Below are 17,102 nucleotides of genomic sequence, written 5' to 3'. Positions count from 1 at the left end.
GCGTCCGTTGATGGGAGCAAAACCCTTCCGTATTTTTTAATCAGCCGACAATGGCACAAACACCGGCGTTTCGCTCACGGGTACCACTGCCACACCGTTCTTCGTGGGCAGTTTGCCTTCGGCCATGCGCGCGGCCCCAATAACCAGGGTGTACAAAATTCCTTTGGTTTTCAGCGGCAGCGAGTATGCACCCACTTGGTCGCTTTCGACTGGCAGCCAGAGCACCGCCATCCGGGCGGTGCCATTTTCCCATATATCCACCCGCGGGTTCTCGCTGCGGCGCTCGCGGAACGTGTATTTCCCCATCAGCGTCCGGGTTTGCAGCAGAAAATCGGCGGCGGGCCGGCGGGTGTTGTCCGGGTTGAGCAGCCCGCAGCTTTGGTACACGTAAGGCAGCGCCCCGTTGTCGTCGAAGGCTTGGTACCAGGCAATGCCGTCGATGCCGTGGGCAGCCACTTCCAGCAGCGTGCGCAGCGTCCAGAGGCCTTGCGTGCGCTGGATGCGGACCGCTGGAATGAGCTCCCGCTTCGGATAGGCCGCCACATCGGCCGCCCGGATGGCGGCCAGCGGCGACAGCGGGTGCACGTCGTAGCCGGTTTCGGTGAGCACCACGGGCTTGCCGCCGCCGTAGAGGGCTGAGAAAGCCACCATGCGCCGGGCGGCCGCACCCAAGTGGCTGTTTTCGGGGGCAATGCCGCGGGTTTGCTGGCCGCCGTGCTGCGCGCTGCCGCCGTCGGAGGCATACTGGTGGTAGTTCCACTGGTCGAGGGGAATGTCGAGGCGGCCGTCGGCCTTGTAGCCGCGGGTCTTTTTCCAGCAGTCGACCATGCCCCGGAAGGCGTCGGGCGTGGCCTTGGCCAACCCGGCATTGAGCACCACGGCGCTGGGGTCGGCGGTTTTAATGCCGCAGCCGGGCCCCATGCGGCCCTGGGCGCCGTCGTAAATCACGGACTGGTGCAGGCCCATTTTCCAGCCGCTCATGTAGTGGCTGAGGCCTTTCCAGTCTTTGTCGAGTTCGTTGTGGGCCTCGTAGTAGCGCACGTAGCCAAGGCCCTTGCGGGGCAGGGCCACCGGAGCATTGGGGTAGGCCGGCACGGTATACACCTTGAGGCTGGCATCGGGAATGCGCGCGTTGAAGCCGTAGCGGGCGGCCATTTGGTAAGCGGCCTCGCCCGAGGGCTTGTAGGCGGCTTCCTGCATCAGGTCGGCCGTGAAAGCGTAGGGCGAGGCGTCGGTATCGGGATATTCTTTGCCCTGATAGGTGTTTTTGGGCCAGGTTTCCATCTCGGCCCGGGTGGCGTGCACAAAGGTGATGAGCAGTTCTCGGCCGTCGGCGCGGGCGCGCTGGGCCAGCTGGTCCAGGTTCCAGTACTGAAACTGGTGCTGCCCGGCCGCGGGCACAAACTTCTCCAGCTCGACATACATGCGCAGCACGCCCCCAAACGTCCGGCTAATGGCACCGAACTTTTCGTCGCTCAAGCCACTGCCATCGGCTTTGTTGAAATTCCAGGGAAAGGCATTGGTGCCGGTGAAGTCGGCAAGCGGGGCGCGGGGGCGCGGCACGGCAGTGGGTTTGAAAGGCCGGTAGTCGCCGATAATTTCGAGCTTGGCGGGCTGGGCATTTTTCGGCCCCCGCAGCACCAGCCGCTCATACACCGTGTTGGGCGGCAGGTCCACCGTAGCCGATTCGTTGTAGCGCGAGCCGGTGAAGGTGTGCACCAGTTGCTCGGCCCCATTGGTGCCGCGCGCTACCGCGTAGTACCGCTGTCCGGGGCTGAACTCGCCCGAGCCGTCGTAAATCCGCAGCGTCAGGTTTTTCGCTTCCCACTGGGGCGGAAAATCGATGACAATGGCGTGTTCATCCGTCAGAAGACCGTGGCCGGGGTTAAACGTCTTGGTCAAATCGGAGCCGGTTGGGAAGAACAGCTCGGTGGGCGGGCCGTTCACGTTGTTCTGCTGGTAGACCATCGTGTTCAAATCCAGCGGCAGCACCCCACGCACGTAGCCGGGCTCGCCGGTAGGAACCGGGGGCGCGGCCGCATCCGCCGATTGGGCCGATGGCGACGAACAGCCCAAGGCAACGAACAATAAGCCAAAGACAAGTATTCTGCTCATGCTTTCAACATATGGTTTTCGGCAGCCCGGCTTATGCTTCCTCCTTCCGCTTGGTATCTCCGCCACAGGGCCGCAGCTTCTGCTGTCACCACTAATTACCAAGAAATTAGGCGCCAATGCAACTCATCAGCTGCTGGCAAGCTGCGAATGTCCGTCTCGAGGATAAATGATGCTATTTTCGCCCTTTCCCAGCGGGCTTGCCTTGGTGGCGTTCGCTTCTCTGTTGCTCTCCCTTATGAAAAAACAGTTTCTCTGCGGCCTCCTGAGCGCCGGTTTGCTGGCCGCCGCTCCTGCCCTGCCGCCCACGCCCGCAGCCGATGTGGATGCCCTTAAAACCCAGGCTTTGCAGGAGCTTGAAGCCCGTTATGCCGACTACCGGCAAGTGGCCCTGCGCATTTGGGGTTTTGCCGAAGTGGGCTACAAGGAAACCCAAAGCTCGGCCCTGCTGCAAAAGACCCTGCGCGACAACGGCTTTACGGTGCAAGCCGGCGTGGCCGAAATCCCCACGGCCTTCGTGGCCACCTACGGCAGCGGCAAACCCGTGATTGGCATTCTGGCCGAATTCGACGCCTTGCCCGGTTTATCGCAGCAGGCCAGTGCCGAGAAGAAGCCCGTGCCCGGCCTCGACGCGGGCCACGGCTGTGGCCACAACCTTTTTGGCACGGCCAGCGTGGCGGCCGGCATCGAGCTGAAAAAGCTGATTAAAGACGGCAAGTTCAAGGGCACCATCAAGGTGTATGGCACGCCGGCCGAAGAAGGCGGCAGCGGCAAAGTGTACCTGGTGCGGGCGGGCTTGTTTAGCGGCGTGGACGCGGTGGTGCACTGGCACCCCAGCAACCAGAACCGGGCCATGATGAGCAGCTACATTGCCAATTCCTCGGCCAAATTCCGCTTTCACGGCATTGCGTCGCACGCCGCAGCCTCGCCCCAGCGCGGCCGCAGCGCCCTCGACGGCGTAGAAGCCATGAACCACATGGTGAACATGATGCGCGAGCATGTGCCCCAGGAAACCCGCATCCACTACATCATCACCAACGGCGGCAAGGCCCCGAACGTAGTGCCCGAGTTTGCCGAAGTGTATTACTACGTGCGCCACCCCAACCGCGACGAGGTAAAGGATGCGTTTGCCCGCGTGGTGAAAGCGGCCGAAGGTGCCGCGCTGGGCACCGGCACCACCATGGACTACGAAATCATCGGCGGTACTCACGAATTGCTCCTCAACGAAACACTGGCCCGCGCCCTGCAAGTGAACCTTGAGCGGGTGGGCGGCGTGGCCTACACGCCCCAGGAAATTGCCATCGGCAAGCAAATTCAGGCGTCCTTCGGCTTTCCGGCGCCAGCCGTTGAAACTGCGGCTACCGTGCAGTCTTTTGCCCTCAGCGACGGCGGGGGCAGTTCGGACGTGGGCGACGTAAGCTACGTGGTGCCCACCGTGGGCCTCACGGCCGCCACCTGGATTCCCGGCACGCCGGCGCACAGCTGGCAAGCCGTGGCCTGCAGTGGGCAGGAAATCGGCACCAAGGGCATGATGGTGGCCGCCAAAACCATGGCACTCACGGCCATTGACCTATTCACGAACCCGGCGTTGCTGGATAAAGCCACCGCTGAGTTCAAGCAGGACGTGGGCTCGTATGTATACAAACCCCTGCTGGGCGACCGGAAGCCGGCCCTCAACTACCGGGATTAGCTCCCGCGTCAGGGCCGGATTTAGGCGGTTGCCTGCTGGTTTGGGGCCACGTAGGAAGGTGGTACCACCAAGGGCGTGCGCTTTCGGGCGTTTGCCCCTCGCCCCGGAACGCTCTGCCGGGACATGGAAGCCAATATCTCCTGCCGTAGTTGGAGCAATTTAATCTGACGTTCAGCCTGTTTGCGAGCCACGTAGGCTTCGTATGCTTTGTCCAATGCCGTTTCCATGTCGTAAGTAAGTTATTTTTTTTCTGTAAATATTCACAATGATAATCTTTTTATTGCAGAATCCAACCTTGTTTTTTTTATAATTCAAGCCGCGCTAGTAGTAAGCTCAGGGTAAAGCACTTTAATGCTCATATCCTGAGCCATATTATGCAGTTGCGGTACCCCAAAAAATCATTTTGGGATTTTCCTATGTCTCTGCTCAACCGTTCTATTTTCCCCCTTCCTTACTGCTGTGCCGATGAAAACTCTGGCTGACCTGCTATTGCTCGGCGACCCGCGCCTGTATGAAGCATGCGCCCCGGTAACGGAGGCAGAACTGCCCTTGGTAGCGGGCTGGGTGGCCGACCTAGACAATGTCATGAACGAAGTGCGGGCCAAGTACCACTTCGGCCGCGGCATCGCAGCCCCGCAACTCGGGGTGATGAAGCGGCTGGTGTACCTCAACCTCGACCGGCCCATGGTGCTGCTCAACCCCGTGCTCACCGAATGCAGCGCCGCCCAGTTCGAAGTGTGGGACGACTGCATGTGCTTTCCCAACCTGCTGGTGAAGGTGCGGCGGCACGTTACCGTCACGGTCCGGTACCACGACGAGCACTGGCAGCCGCAGGTGTGGACCGTGCACGATGCCGTGGCCGAGCTCCTGCAACACGAGTGCGACCACCTCAACGGCGTGCTCTGCACCATGCGTGCTCTGGACCAGCATTCGTACCGGTGGCGCCCGTGAATGTGATTTCTGTGCCCTTCGGGATAAATTTGACGCTGCTTTTAAAAGCACGCAAACCCCTCTGAAAAAGAAATAAAGAATCCCCTGGCATTACTGCCAGGGGATTTTAGTGGGCCCAACTGGAATCGAACCAGTGACCTGCTGATTATGAGTCAGCTGCTCTAACCGATTGAGCTATAGGCCCGGTGCCGGAGGCAGTCATCTTTCACCTCAACCCTTGCCGTTGCCGGCCCTCCAACGCCACAAAAGTACGACCTTCGCGGACTCAAAAACAAGTTAGCGTATGTTACCTCATCTGTTATTTGATTTTGGCGGTGTCATCATTGACATTGATTATGCAGCTACCCCGGCGGCCATGCGGCGGCTGAGCCGGGCCGGCAGCACCATTGAATTCTCCCAAGCGCATCAGGCTGAGTTGTTTGACAAGCTGGAAACTGGCCACCTTACTCCCGCCGAATTCCGGGCCGGCCTGCGCGAGTCGTACGAACTCGATGCGACCGATGCCGAACTGGATGCTGCCTGGCACGCCATGCTTCTGGAGGTGCCGGCCGAGCGCCTTGCCCTCATCGGCGAGTTGCGCAGGCAGGGCCACCAAACGGCCCTGCTCAGCAACACCAACTCGCTGCACATTGCCGAAATCAACCAGCGGCTGGCCACCCAATACGGCTTCCGGCACGGCATTGCCGACGTGCTCGACCGGGTATTTTATTCCCAGGAAGTGGGCCTGCGCAAGCCCGGCGAGGAAATATTCCGGCACGCCCTGGCCGAAATGAACTGGCGAGCCGAAGACGTGTTGTTTATTGAAGACAGCCCGCAGCACGTGGCCACGGCCCGGCGCCTGGGGCTGCGGGTGCTGCATTTGGCCCCGCCCCTCACCCTCACCACTGCCCTGCCCGAAGCCCTCCGTGCCTTTCCCCGAGAATACGCCCCCGCCGGTTCCTGACCCCGATTTTGTTCCCGCTCCCGAGCCCGGTGCGCTGCCAAAACCCGGCGCCTTCCGGATGAATCACGAGCGAAAACGGGCACGCCACCTGTTTCGGCGGTTCGAACGCCCAGAACCTTCCAAAAGCTATACCTACTCGGTCCACATCCTGCTGTTTTTGGTGACGCTGGTGACCACCACGCTGGCGGGCATTCAGCTCACGCGGGGCGACATTGGCTTCCTGCCGCTCGATGTGTTCGCGTTACGCGGCGCGGCGCTAAACGCGGAAGTCCAGCGCGGGCTGTGGTTTGCGCTGCCTTTTTTGGGGGTGCTGACCGTGCACGAGTTCGGGCATTATTTCACGGCCCGGCGCAACCGGGTGCGCACCTCGCTGCCCTACTACATTCCCTTCCCGATGGGGCTGGGCACGTTCGGGGCCATCATCCGCATCAAGGAGCGGATTTTTTCGCGGCGCGAGTTTTTTGACATTGGGCTGGCCGGGCCGCTGGCGGGCTTTCTGGCAGCGGTGCCACTGCTGATTTATGGCTTCGTGAAGTTGCCACCCCTCGAGGAGTACTTGTTCAAAATTCACCCCGAGTATGCCCAATACGGTGCTGATTATGCCCGCCACGTGTATCCGCCTGGCCAGGCAGGCATTACGCTTGCCAAGCCCCTGCTCTATCAGTTTCTCGAAGCCACGTTTGCCAATCCGGGCCTGCTGCCCCACCCCAACGAGCTGCTCCACTACCCCGTGCTGCTGGCCGGGGCGCTCAGCCTGTTTTTCACGGCCCTGAACTTGCTGCCCATGGGCCAGCTCGATGGCGGCCACATCCTCTACGGCCTGCTGGGCCGCCGGCGCTTCAACCGGCTGGCAGTGCTGCTGTTTGCGGGCTTCGTTTTTTACGCGGGCCTGGGCCTGTTCAGCCTGCAAACTGACTGGCAGACCTGGCTTTACGGAGGCACGGTTTACGCCTTGTATATGGGGCTGATATTTTGGCGAGTCATGCCCACCCCGCGCCAGGGGCTCTTGCTGGCGGCGAGCATTTGGGCGGGCCAGCTGGCTTTTTCGGTGGCCGCCCCCGCTATTGTTGGCAACCCCGGCTGGTTGTTTTTTGGCTTGCTGCTGGGCCGCTTCACGGGCATCTACCACCCGCCTGCACCGGATGAACGGCCCCTGAGCGCCGGCCGCAAAGTGTTGGGCTGGGTGATGGTGGCTATTTTTGTGCTTTGCTTCACCCCAAGCCCAATCAGGTAAGCCACTTCTTCTGCCGAGTTACTGCGTGAAATCACGCTAGCCCCATGCTTCGAAAACTGTAGCAGGACAGGCTTTATTCATTGATTTTTTCTGCCGCACGCCGGCTTGCCGCCGCTATTTTCGGAATGATTTTCAACCAAAAACAACTCTTTCTGGGCACCACGCACATTGCGTTGCGGGCCGAAAGCCTGTATGTCTGCAAGCGCAACCCCCAAGGCGTAGCCACGCTCGAAACCGAGGTACCCTACGAGGAGATTCTTCCGGTGAAAGCCAGCGAGCACCGCCACATTCCAACCAATCAGCTCTTGCTCACGGCCTTGCTGCTGGGCTTTTTGGGCTACACGCCCTGGCGCGAGTGGCTGGCCACCGGGGAAGCGGGCAGCCAGCTGTACTGGTGGTGGGTCATTCTGGGCGTCAATGCCTTGGCCATGTGGCTGCGCTTCGAGCAGCAGTGGTGCACCTTCCGGCTGCAAACGGCTCACCTGGCCGTTACGCTGGCCGGCCGGCCCTGGCAGCGCAAGCAGTTCCGGGCCTTGGTGGCGGAACTGGAGCGCCGTACCAAAACGTATCTGCGCGACGAGTACGGCCAAGTCAACCCCCTGGGTTTTATCGAGCCCCAGCTACGCCGGCTGGCTTGGCTGCGCGAGCTGGACGTGCTCAGTGCCCGCGAGGCCCAGGCGCTGTCCACGCGCCTCACCGGCCGGCGCAGCACCGAGCCGCTCAAGGGCATGGGCCAGGAATTGGAGTCGCCGTACTTGAATTAATGCGGCGGCGGGTTTTCGGAGCGTCATCTCATGTGCGCGCGTTATGAAGTCGTTTTCCGCCGCCACTGCCCCGGCCCTGGTGAGCATCATTATCCCGACTTACAACGAAGCCGAGGGAATTGAGGCGCTGTTGCAACACCTGCGCCAAGCCGGCACGGCCACGGACGCAAACGTGGAAATTATTGTGGCCGACGGCTGCAGCACCGACGCCACGATAAGCTTGGCCCAGCGCGGCGGGGCCCGCGTGCTGGCGTGCCCCACCAAAGGGCGCGCCGCGCAGCTCAACTTTGGTGCCCAGCACGCAGCCGGCAGCATCTTGTATTTTCTGCACGCCGACTCGTTGCCGCCAGCGGGCTTTCTAGCGGATATCCGGCAGGCGGTGGCGGCAGATTTTGGCTGCGGCTGCTTCCGGCTGGCATTCGACGAGCCGCACTGGTTCCTGCGAGCCAATGCCTGGTTTACCCGCTTCAAGCTACCAATTGCCCGGTTCGGAGACCAGAGCTTGTTTGTTGAACGAACCGTATTTGAGCACGCAGGTGGCTACCGTGAAGAGCTATTCTTGATGGAAGACCAGGAAATAATCCGGCGGCTGCGGCAACTCACGCAACTGCGGGTGCTGCCGGCCACCATCGTCACCTCGGCCCGTAAGTACCGCGAAAACGGTATTTTCCGACTGCAAGGCATTTTTTATCTCTTGGTTGTGCTGTATTACTTAGGCGTGTCGCAGTCCCGGCTGCTGCGCTTGTACCGGGCGCTGATTCGGCAGGGCAAGCTGTAGCTTTCTGCCAGGTCCGCCCCGAGATGCTATTTTCTTGCCCGGCGCGCGACAGGTGTTTTTTCAAAAACCAGGAAGCTGGACGCTCGGAACCCCGGCCCCAAAGCCGCGTAGGCGGGGAGTACACTCATTCCCATTGCCATGAGCACTTCCTTGAATCCCAATGCTTTTACTTTCGCCAAACGCCTCATCGAAAACGGCGAAATAGACAATAACGCAGGCCATTGGGGCGAGCAAAATCCCGATGCAGCCGAAGAAAACTCGTTTCTGCAAGAGCACGAATACGAGGTATACAGCAATTGGCACCTCGGCCTTGACATGAGCAAAGGCGAGCACACCAAGGCCCGCTATAAATTCCCCTACGGCGACTTTCGGACCGTGCATCGCCAGGGCCTCACGGCAGCCAAGCAGCGGGCCGCGCAGCAAGGCTACATGGATATTGAGAAAGCCGCCGACAAGCTGCTTCAGCTATTGGAGAAGCAAACCAGGGCCAACCCATAGTCCCGCAACAACCTGTAAGTCAACCAGAAAATACCGTTTCCTTGGATAATGACGGTCAGCAGCGCCAACGTCTGACACGATGGCATTTGGACTTAGGGTCTTGGTGCACGAATGCAAAAGTCCGCATGCTTCAGCGGGCTATACGCTCCGAAGCATGCGGACTTTTCTATCCAGCACAATCAGCTAGGCTTGCAGCAAACCTAGCCGGTTTCCAGGCTGCTAGCCCAGCGCCGTCACGCCGGGCAGCTCCTTGCCTTCCATGTATTCCAGCAGCGCGCCGCCGCCGGTGCTGATGTAGCTCACCTGCTCGCCAAAGCCCAATTGCTGCACGGCTGCGGCCGAGTCGCCGCCGCCGATGAGCGAGTAGGCGCCGTTTGCCGTGGCTTCGGCAATGGCGCGGGCCACGTACTCGGTGCCGAGCGAGAAGTTGCTCATTTCAAACACACCCATGGGGCCGTTCCAGAGAATGGTTTTGCTCTCGCGGATGACGGCGGCGAAGACTTCGCGGCTTTCGGGGCCCAGGTCTAGGCCCATCCAGCCGTCGGGAATGCTGGTATTGGCGGCCACGTCCACGTTGGCGTCGTTGGCAAACCGGTCGGCGATGAGCGAGTCTTCGGGCAGCAGCAGGTTCACGCCCTTGTCTTTGGCTTTCTGAATGAGCTGCCGGGCCAGGTCCACTTTGTCGGCTTCCAGCAACGAGCTGCCCACGTGCCCGCCCTGCGCCACGGCAAAGGTGTAGGCCATGCCGCCGCCAATGAGCAGGTTATCGACCTTATCGAGCAGCTTTTCGATGATGAGAATCTTGTCCGAAATCTTAGCGCCGCCCATGATGGCGGTGAAGGGACGCTCGGCGTGCTCCAGCACCTTCTTGGCGTTGTCGATTTCGGATTGCAGCAAGTAGCCGCCCACCCGGTCCTGCGGGGCAAACGAATTGGCCATCACGGCCGTGGAGGCGTGGGCGCGGTGCGCGGTGCCGAAGGCGTCGTTCACGTACACGGTGCCCAGCTTGGCCAGCTTGGCGGCAAATTCTGGGTCGCCGCCTTCCTCTTCTTTATAGAAGCGCACATTGTCGAGCAGCAGCACCTGGCCGGGCTGCAAAGCCGCGGCTTTCTGCGCGGCCTCGTCGCCGAGCACGTCGCCGCCGAACTGTACTTCGCGGCCGTATTCATCGGTGAGGCGCGCCACGAGGCTTTCCAGCGAAAACTTCTTTTCGTAGCCGCCCTTGGGCCGGCCCAGGTGCGAAAGCAGCACCACCGAGCCGCCGTCGTTCAGGATTTTCATCACCGAGCGGGTGGCCATTCGAATGCGGGTGTCGTCGGTGATGTGCAGGTCCTTGTCGAGCGGCACGTTGAAATCGACGCGCATCACGGCGCGCTTGCCGGCGAAATTGTAGGTATCAAGGGTGTTCATAGGAGTTTTGAAAGGGCGTTTGAGGCTGCAAAGTAGCACGACAACTCCCCTCCTTGGCAAGGAGGGGACGCGGGCGCGACGCGCCCGCTGGGGTGGTTGGGGACGTTGAACGACTGGCGGCCGTGTCGTCCGGGTATCTTGCACCGCCCCAACCACCCCCGTTCGAGCCCTTGGCTCGAACATCCCCTCCTTGGTAAGGAGGGGAGTTTTCGTTCAACTCCCCCATTACCTCCCTTACCTTTGCGGTACTTATGAAAATCGGCATTTTTTTCGGGGGCACATCGCGCGAGCGGGAAATTTCTTTCGCCGGCGGCCGCACCGTCTTTGATAATTTAGATAAGGCGCTGTTTCAGCCAGTGCCCATCTTCGTGGATAGCCTGGGGCAGTTCATTCTGCTCGACTGGCAGTTTATCTATAAGGGCACTATTCGGGATTTCTACCCGCCGGTGTCGTCGCAGCCGCCATCGCTGCACCACTTGCAGGTTTATATCGAAAGCCTGGGCGAGCTGAGCCACGACGAGCGGTTCGAGGCCATTGCCAAAGTGGGCCGGCAGGTGCAGGCCGAGCAATTGCCCCAGCTCATGGACTTCGCGTTTTTGGCCCTGCACGGGCCGGGCGGTGAAGACGGCGCCATTCAGGGCATGCTGGAGTGGCTGGGCATCCCGTACTCGGGCTCCGGCATTCTGCCCTCCGCGTTTGGTATTGATAAAATTGCGCAGAAAAACCTGCTGCACGCGCTGGGCCGGCCCACGCCGAGCTTCCGCCTCATCAAGGCCGAAGAATGGGACACCACCGACCACGCCGCCACTCTCGCTTATCTGGTGCGCGAGCTGGGCCTGCCGTTGGTGCTGAAGGCGCCCCGCCAGGGCTCCAGCATCGGCGTCAGCATCCTCAAAACCGACGACTTGGCCAAGTTTGAAGCGGGCATCGAACGCAGCCTGTTCCGCAAAACCCTGACCCGCGCCGACTGGCAGCGCCTGGGCGAGCAGGACAAGCTGGCCTGGGTGCAGCACCTCACCGACATCCGCGAAGGCATCGGCCTGCCCGTGGTGTTCGACGACGAAACCACGCCCATCTACCACCCCGAAACGCTGCTTTTTGCCCTGAACGAACGGCTGGCCAGCACCGAAAAAGTGCGCCTGACCAACGTGGACGGCGAAACCCAGGTGCTGGTGGAAAGCTTTGTGGCCGGCCGCGAGTTCAGCTGCATTGTGGTGGAAGACCAGAACGGCTTGCCCCTGGCGCTGCCGCCTACGGAGATTGTGAAGGGCGATGAGATGTTCGACTACCGCTCGAAATACCTGCCCGGCCTGGCCCGCAAAGTCACGCCCATCGATTTGCCCGAGGAGAAAATTCAGGAAATCCGCGAGGCCTGCGAGGAAATGTTCCGCACGTTCGGCTTCCAGGTGTATGCCCGTTTGGATGGCTTTGTGGGCCACGATGGCCAGCTGTTTTTGAACGACCCGAACACTACGTCGGGCATGCTGCCGGCGTCGTTCTTCTTCCATCAGGCGGCCGAAATTGGGCTCAATCCGTCGCAGTTCCTCACGTTTCTTATTCGCACATCTTTGGCGGCCCGGCGCCGGGCCGGCCTGCGCCCCGTGAAGTTGGCGCAGCTGCTCGCCAAGCTGGACGAAGCCGTGGCCGGCCGCCAGCATGAAGCCACCGAGCGCATCCGTGTGGCCGTGATTATGGGCGGCTACTCTTCGGAGCGCCACATTTCGGTGGAAAGCGGCCGCAATATTTTTGAGAAGCTCAGCTCCTCGGCCAAGTACGCGCCGGTGCCGGTGTTCCTCACCGGCTCGGCCGACGAGCACCGCCTCTACGTGCTGCCCGTGAACGTGATGCTGAAGGACAACGCCGACGACATCCGCGAGAAAATCGAGCACGCCGAGGCCGGTGAGGCCCCGCACCCCATCCTGGAGCGCATTCGCCGCGAGGCCAGCACCATCACCAGCACCTACGCGGGCCAGGCGCTGGCCCAGCCGCGCCGCATTTCCTTCGAGGAGCTGGCCCAGCTGGCCGACGAGGTATTCATTGCCCTGCACGGCCGGCCCGGCGAGGACGGCGCCCTGCAAGTGGAGCTGGAAAAACTCGGCCTGCCCTACAACGGCTCGGGCGTGGCCAGCAGCAGCGTCACCATCAACAAGTTTGAAACCAACAAGCGCCTGCGCGAAGCCGGCCTGCGGGTGGCCGAGCACCGCATGGCCACCAAGCTGGAATGGCAGGCCGACGCCGAAAGCTTCTACCGCGCCCTCGAAACGCAGTTCCCCTACCCCTTCATCGCCAAGCCGGCCGATGACGGCTGTTCTTCGGCCGTGAAGAAAATCAAGACCCGCGCCGAGTTGGAAGCGTTTAGCCAACTGATTTTCCGAACCGAGGAAGACCTGCTGACCGGCCCGGCCGAGGTGCTGCACTTGGGCTTTAAAGAGGAGTTTCCGCGCAAGGATGCTTTCTTGGTCGAAACCCTCATCAGCCGCGACGGGGCCGCACACTTCCTGGAAGTGACGGGCGGTTTGCTCACTTCGTATGATGAAGATGGGCAATTCGACATCGAGGTTTTCGAAGCCAGCGAGGCCCTGGCCACCGGCGAGGTGTTGAGCCTGGAGGAGAAGTTCCTGGCCGGCGAAGGCCAGAACATCACCCCCGCCCGCTACGACGTAGACCCCGCCGAGCGCCAGCGCATCTCCAACGAGGTGAAAGCGGTGCTGCGCCGCGTGGCCGAAGTGCTCGACATTCAGGGCTACGCCCGCATCGACGCGTTTGTGCGCGTGCGGAGCAAGGGCGAAGTGGAGGTGTTGATTATCGAAGTGAATTCCCTGCCCGGCATGACGCCGGCTACCTGCATTTTCCACCAAACGGCCCTGGCCGGCTACACGCCCTACCAGTTTATCGACCGGATTCTGGAGTTCGGCAAGGCGCGGGTCGAACGGGCTCAAATCAACGCCTAACCGTTTTGCTTCGCGTCGCTCGGCCTGACGTTCCTTATTTTTTTAATTGGCTAATACATAGCTATCCACTTGACCAATGGCATTCTTAAAAGCTGATACCCCACTTGACGTTGTTAAGCACTTGGTGCTTATTGCCGTGGCTGGCTTGTTGCTCGTATTGGGCTTTTTCTACGTGTACCTGCCCATGAGCACCCACCACGGCGAGACCATTACGGTACCGAAGGTGACGGGCATGAACGTGGCCGACCTAGAGAACTATCTCGAAGAGCGCAACCTGGCGTACTTCGTGGACGACTCGAGCTACAGCCCCAGCATCCGGCCCTTTACGGTGCTGGTGCAAGACCCTGCGCCGGGCGAAAAGGTGAAGGAAGGCCGTAAAATTTACCTGCAGGTGAGTATGAAAAACCCGCCGGTAATCAAGATGCCCAAGCTCACCGACGGCTCCTCGAAGAATGCCATGCTTATTCTCAAAAGCTACGACCTGGTCGTAGGCCAAATTCAGCTGGTACCGGACCTGGCGCAGAATGCCGTGCTCAAGCAGCTTGTGAACGGCAAGGAAATCGCGCCCGGCGCGCCCATCGCCAAGGGCACCAAAGTAGACCTAGTAGTGGGCGACGGCCAAGGCAACCAAACTTTTGCCGTGCCCAACCTCATCAATATGCCCGAAGATGAGGCCATTACCCTGCTGGTGGGGCAGGGCCTGCAAAAGGGTGAAGTGTTCGAGCAAACGGCCGAAGCCGGCCAAACGCCCGGCACCGTGGTGCGCCAGCGCCCCGTGGCCGGCCCCGACGCCACCATTCGCATGGGCCAGCTGGTGGATATCTGGGTGGCCCGGTAGTTCGTTACCAGTTTGCACCGAGCGGTGCCTGAGGTCTTTGAGCGCGTTGGCCAATTAGGTGGCCAGTGTGCCGGACACCAGGCACCGCTCGGTGTTTACGCACCTTTTTTAACACTCGCGTCGTTAGGTTGCCAAAGCCTGATTCTATGATGACACTCTTCCGCATGTATCGCGGCCTGCTGCTGCCAGCGCTGTTTTTGGTGGCCGGCGCCACTTCGGCTCAAGTGATTCCCTCGCAGCCACTTTCCGCCGACCCAAGCCGGGCCGTTTATGCTCCAACGCTGAGCGAGCGGGCACAAGTCCAGCGCCGGACCGCTGCGGTGGAACTGCCCTTTTTCGACGATTTTACGACTCCCCTCGAAGGGGCACCCAAAGCCCAGAACTGGCTACCCACCGGGGGCGCATTGGTGAGCAACCGCTTGGCTATTTACCCGCTCACCCGCGGGGCAGCCACGCTCGACGGCCTTCGGGCCACTGGCCAGAGCTACAGCGACGGCGTTAACGCTTCGTACGGCGCCATCGACTCGTTGCTTTCGCAGCCCATCAACCTGGGCAACCTCACGGTAAACGAGCAGGTGTACCTGAGCTTTGCCTGGCAGGCCGGCACCATTGTCGGGGTTCCCAACCGGAACATTGGCAACACCCGGGTGCGTTTGGAACTGTATGTAAAAACGGTGACCGGCGCGTGGGAGCTGGTGTGGCAGGAGGCCAGCGCGGGCCAGCGCACGGCGTTTCGGCAGCAAGTCATCGACCTGAATCAACCCAAGTACCTGCACGCCAACTTCCAGTTTCTGTTTGCAGCCACCGGCAACCGTTCCGACAACAGCGACGGCTGGAGTGTGGATTACGTGGTGCTGGACCGCGGCCGGGCCCGGGGGCTGGCAGACACCACCTTTGTGGACGTGGCCACCAGCGCCGGCATCCGGGGCGGCATTCCTTCGGGCGGCCTGAGCAGCCCGCTGCGCCTCTACACGGCCATGCCGGTATGGCAATTCAACGCCGCCACGCCGCCCAACAGCGAAATAGCCCCCCGGATGGGCGTCAATTTCAGCAATTTGAACGCGGGCAATTTGCCCGTTCCCATCAGCGTAGCGGGCACGGTGCGGGAGCTGCCCAATAGCCCGGTGCTGGGCAACTGGGCGCGTCGGTCCATTGCCTTCCCGGTCAATCCGCGCCAAGACAGCGTGACGGGCCACCCCAACCGCGTGGCCATTCCGCTGACGCCGACGACAAAAACCCTGCGCTACACTTTGGTGCTCGACGCCCAGGAAACCAACCCGCGCACGCAACCCAACGACACCATTTTTCGCGACGTAGAACTCAGTAATTATTATGCCTACGACGATGGCTCGGCCGAAAACATCGTGCAGCTGGTGCCTTACTCAACCGGGGTCGCGTCGGCTTTCGCTTATCGGTTCGACCTCAACCAACCTGACAACGTGCGGGCGTTGCGTCTCTACCCGGTTTTCACGGCGTCGGACCGCGCCAACCGGCCTGTTACCATCAACGTGTGGAACGACCAGAACGGCAGGCCCGCCGACAGCCCGGTGGCCACCAAAACTGTGACCATGCCCAACCCGTTGCCAGCGGGCTCGCCGTACTATGAAATCACCTTCGACCAGCCGGTTCCGGTGTCGGGCACTTTTTACGTGGGCTACTCCCAGCCTTCGCAAGGCCGTGACCTGCACTACGGCCTCGATTTGAATAACACCTTTCCGCCCGCTCGCCTCTGGCGGCGCGACAACACCGGCGCCTGGGACACCGTGAGCTTCGTGCCGCGCGGCGCCGTGCGGCGTGGCGCCTTGATGATGCGGCCGGTGATGACCAACAACGTGGTTACGGCCACCACCGCGGCCAAGCTGGCCGCAGCCTACAGCTTGTTCCCCAACCCGACCCGTGGCACAGTCACCATTGCCGGGCCGGCGTTTGCCCGCGCTGCCGTGCTCGATGCTGTGGGGCGTAGCGTGTGGGAGCAGCCCGCCGCGCAGGCCGGCCAAGCCACGCTTGCGCTGCCATATTTGCCAGCCGGGGTTTACACCGTGCGCCTGACCTTGGCCGACGGCCGGACGGTGGGCCGCCGCCTTCTGGTTGAATAAAAGCACCCGGCCGGCGCTTGTACTAAAAAAAAACACCCTTCAGCCAGCTGAAGGGTGTTTTTTTTATGACGAGTAGCGGGTGCAGTGCGGGCTTGAAGCCGCCAATTCAGCTACTTGTTCAGTTGACTATTGAGCGGGCATCAGCACCGTGTCAATTACGTGGGTTACGCCGTTTTTGGAAATAACGTCGGCCGTGGTAACGGTGGCCATGCCGCCTTTGGCATCTTTAATCATGACGCCGGTGGCGCTTTTCATCACCGTCAGCTTTTCGCCTTGCACGGTGGTGAGGACCTGACCATCGGTGAGGTTAGCGGCGGTGAGGCTGCCGGGTACCACGTGGTAGGTCAGGATTTTGGTGAGCGTGGGCTTCATCTCCGGGGTCACCAAGGAATTGACGGTGCCCGCGGGCAGCTTGTCAAAGGCTGCGTTGGAAGGAGCGAATACGGTGAAAGGACCGGCGCTTTTGAGGGTTTCTACCAAGCCAGCGGCTTTCACGGCAGCTACCAGCGTGGTGTGGTCGGCGCTGCCAGCGGCGTTGTCCACGATGTCTTTATCGGGGGTCATCATGGCGCCGCCCACCATTACGCCGGCTCCCGTGGCAGTGGCCGCGGTGCTGGTGCTCATGCCATTGTCGGCAGCTTTCATGTCGCCCTTGCGGGGCTTGGTCTTGGCTTTCATCTTATCGCCCGCATCCGACTTGCCTTTGACCTTCATCTTGCCGTCGTCGGCCATCTTGGTCTTGGTCGTCGTGCCGTCGGCCTTGGTTTTGGTCTTCTCGTCGTCGCTCTTGGTTTTCATGCTGTCTTGAGCGAAAACGGGAGCGGTGAAGGCCACGGT

Annotated in this window: 13 protein-coding genes and 1 tRNA gene; 10 read left to right on the top strand and 4 right to left on the bottom strand. The window is 61.2% G+C overall.

The features are described from left to right. Positions 1–36: 36 nt before the first annotated feature. A complete protein-coding gene (locus I2I05_RS09805) occupies positions 37–2,115 on the bottom strand; it encodes a hypothetical protein (protein WP_196282075.1) in 2,079 nt (692 codons plus the stop codon). A 235-nt stretch (positions 2,116–2,350) separates the two neighbouring features. On the opposite strand from I2I05_RS09805, the gene I2I05_RS09800 reads away from it, so the two are divergent. Beyond that, on the top strand, positions 2,351–3,802 hold the full coding sequence (locus I2I05_RS09800; protein ID WP_196282074.1) for an amidohydrolase: 1,452 nt from the start codon (positions 2,351–2,353) through the stop codon (positions 3,800–3,802). Between the two features lie 465 nt (positions 3,803–4,267). Beyond that, on the top strand, positions 4,268–4,753 hold the full coding sequence (locus I2I05_RS09795) for a peptide deformylase (RefSeq protein WP_196282073.1): 486 nt from the start codon (positions 4,268–4,270) through the stop codon (positions 4,751–4,753). Positions 4,754–4,863: 110 nt separating this feature from the next. On the opposite strand, the gene I2I05_RS09790 is transcribed toward I2I05_RS09795, so the two are convergent. Then, a tRNA-Ile gene (locus tag I2I05_RS09790) sits at positions 4,864–4,937 on the bottom strand. Between the two features lie 99 nt (positions 4,938–5,036). Here I2I05_RS09790 and I2I05_RS09785 point away from each other — a divergent pair. The 5 genes from I2I05_RS09785 (at position 5,037) to I2I05_RS09765 (ending at position 8,970) form a co-directional block, all read left to right on the top strand. Next, positions 5,037–5,696 (top strand): HAD family hydrolase, encoded by a 660-nt coding sequence (locus I2I05_RS09785; protein ID WP_196282072.1) that lies wholly within the window; start codon positions 5,037–5,039, stop codon positions 5,694–5,696. Further along, entirely contained in the window at positions 5,659–6,930 is a 1,272-nt protein-coding gene (locus I2I05_RS09780; RefSeq protein WP_317192337.1) for a site-2 protease family protein, read from the top strand. The genes I2I05_RS09785 and I2I05_RS09780 overlap by 38 nt, the downstream gene beginning before the upstream one ends. A gap of 125 nt (positions 6,931–7,055) precedes the next feature. Continuing rightward, positions 7,056–7,694: a hypothetical protein gene (locus I2I05_RS09775; protein ID WP_196282071.1), complete on the top strand. Its 639-nt coding sequence runs from the start codon at positions 7,056–7,058 to the stop codon at positions 7,692–7,694. Positions 7,695–7,737: 43 nt separating this feature from the next. After that, a complete protein-coding gene (locus I2I05_RS09770) occupies positions 7,738–8,472 on the top strand; it encodes a TIGR04283 family arsenosugar biosynthesis glycosyltransferase (RefSeq protein WP_196282070.1) in 735 nt (244 codons plus the stop codon). A gap of 138 nt (positions 8,473–8,610) precedes the next feature. Further along, positions 8,611–8,970, top strand: coding sequence for a hypothetical protein (locus tag I2I05_RS09765; RefSeq protein ID WP_196282069.1), 360 nt, complete (start codon positions 8,611–8,613; stop codon positions 8,968–8,970). A gap of 219 nt (positions 8,971–9,189) precedes the next feature. Here the strand turns inward: I2I05_RS09765 and I2I05_RS09760 are convergent, their stop codons facing one another. After that, positions 9,190–10,380: a phosphoglycerate kinase gene (locus tag I2I05_RS09760; protein WP_196282068.1), complete on the bottom strand. Its 1,191-nt coding sequence runs from the start codon at positions 10,378–10,380 to the stop codon at positions 9,190–9,192. Positions 10,381–10,631: 251 nt separating this feature from the next. Here I2I05_RS09760 and I2I05_RS09755 point away from each other — a divergent pair, with 251 nt between their 5' ends. From I2I05_RS09755 to I2I05_RS09745, 3 genes are all read left to right on the top strand, one after another. After that, a complete protein-coding gene (locus tag I2I05_RS09755) occupies positions 10,632–13,331 on the top strand; it encodes a D-alanine--D-alanine ligase family protein (protein WP_196282067.1) in 2,700 nt (899 codons plus the stop codon). A gap of 76 nt (positions 13,332–13,407) precedes the next feature. After that, a complete protein-coding gene (locus I2I05_RS09750) occupies positions 13,408–14,169 on the top strand; it encodes a PASTA domain-containing protein (protein WP_196282066.1) in 762 nt (253 codons plus the stop codon). A 146-nt stretch (positions 14,170–14,315) separates the two neighbouring features. Further along, the gene (locus I2I05_RS09745) at positions 14,316–16,265 is read left to right on the top strand and encodes a T9SS type A sorting domain-containing protein (RefSeq protein ID WP_196282065.1); all 1,950 of its coding nucleotides are present in this window, start codon (positions 14,316–14,318) and stop codon (positions 16,263–16,265) included. A gap of 126 nt (positions 16,266–16,391) precedes the next feature. Here I2I05_RS09745 and I2I05_RS09740 read toward each other — a convergent pair whose 3' ends face one another. Next, a complete protein-coding gene (locus I2I05_RS09740) occupies positions 16,392–16,910 on the bottom strand; it encodes a fasciclin domain-containing protein (protein ID WP_196282453.1) in 519 nt (172 codons plus the stop codon). Positions 16,911–17,102 lie beyond the last annotated feature (192 nt).

The sequence above is a fragment of the Hymenobacter jeongseonensis genome, assembly GCF_015694725.1.
Taxonomy (GTDB): domain Bacteria; phylum Bacteroidota; class Bacteroidia; order Cytophagales; family Hymenobacteraceae; genus Hymenobacter; species Hymenobacter jeongseonensis.
Note: the sequence above shows the minus strand (reverse complement) of the source record. Positions and strands in the feature narration are given on the sequence as shown.

What these genes read in the sequence shown, in the direction of transcription:
- I2I05_RS09805 (WP_196282075.1), bottom strand. Translation starts at nt 2,115, where the DNA reads ATGAGCAGAATACTTGTCTTTGGCTTATTGTTCGTTGCCTTGGGCTGT.
- I2I05_RS09800 (WP_196282074.1), top strand. Translation starts at nt 2,351, where the DNA reads ATGAAAAAACAGTTTCTCTGCGGCCTCCTGAGCGCCGGTTTGCTGGCC.
- I2I05_RS09795 (WP_196282073.1), top strand. Translation starts at nt 4,268, where the DNA reads ATGAAAACTCTGGCTGACCTGCTATTGCTCGGCGACCCGCGCCTGTAT.
- I2I05_RS09785 (WP_196282072.1), top strand. Translation starts at nt 5,037, where the DNA reads ATGTTACCTCATCTGTTATTTGATTTTGGCGGTGTCATCATTGACATT.
- I2I05_RS09775 (WP_196282071.1), top strand. Translation starts at nt 7,056, where the DNA reads ATGATTTTCAACCAAAAACAACTCTTTCTGGGCACCACGCACATTGCG.
- I2I05_RS09770 (WP_196282070.1), top strand. Translation starts at nt 7,738, where the DNA reads ATGAAGTCGTTTTCCGCCGCCACTGCCCCGGCCCTGGTGAGCATCATT.
- I2I05_RS09765 (WP_196282069.1), top strand. Translation starts at nt 8,611, where the DNA reads ATGAGCACTTCCTTGAATCCCAATGCTTTTACTTTCGCCAAACGCCTC.
- I2I05_RS09760 (WP_196282068.1), bottom strand. Translation starts at nt 10,380, where the DNA reads ATGAACACCCTTGATACCTACAATTTCGCCGGCAAGCGCGCCGTGATG.
- I2I05_RS09755 (WP_196282067.1), top strand. Translation starts at nt 10,632, where the DNA reads ATGAAAATCGGCATTTTTTTCGGGGGCACATCGCGCGAGCGGGAAATT.
- I2I05_RS09750 (WP_196282066.1), top strand. Translation starts at nt 13,408, where the DNA reads ATGGCATTCTTAAAAGCTGATACCCCACTTGACGTTGTTAAGCACTTG.
- I2I05_RS09745 (WP_196282065.1), top strand. Translation starts at nt 14,316, where the DNA reads ATGATGACACTCTTCCGCATGTATCGCGGCCTGCTGCTGCCAGCGCTG.
- I2I05_RS09740 (WP_196282453.1), bottom strand. Translation starts at nt 16,910, where the DNA reads ATGAAAGCTGCCGACAATGGCATGAGCACCAGCACCGCGGCCACTGCC.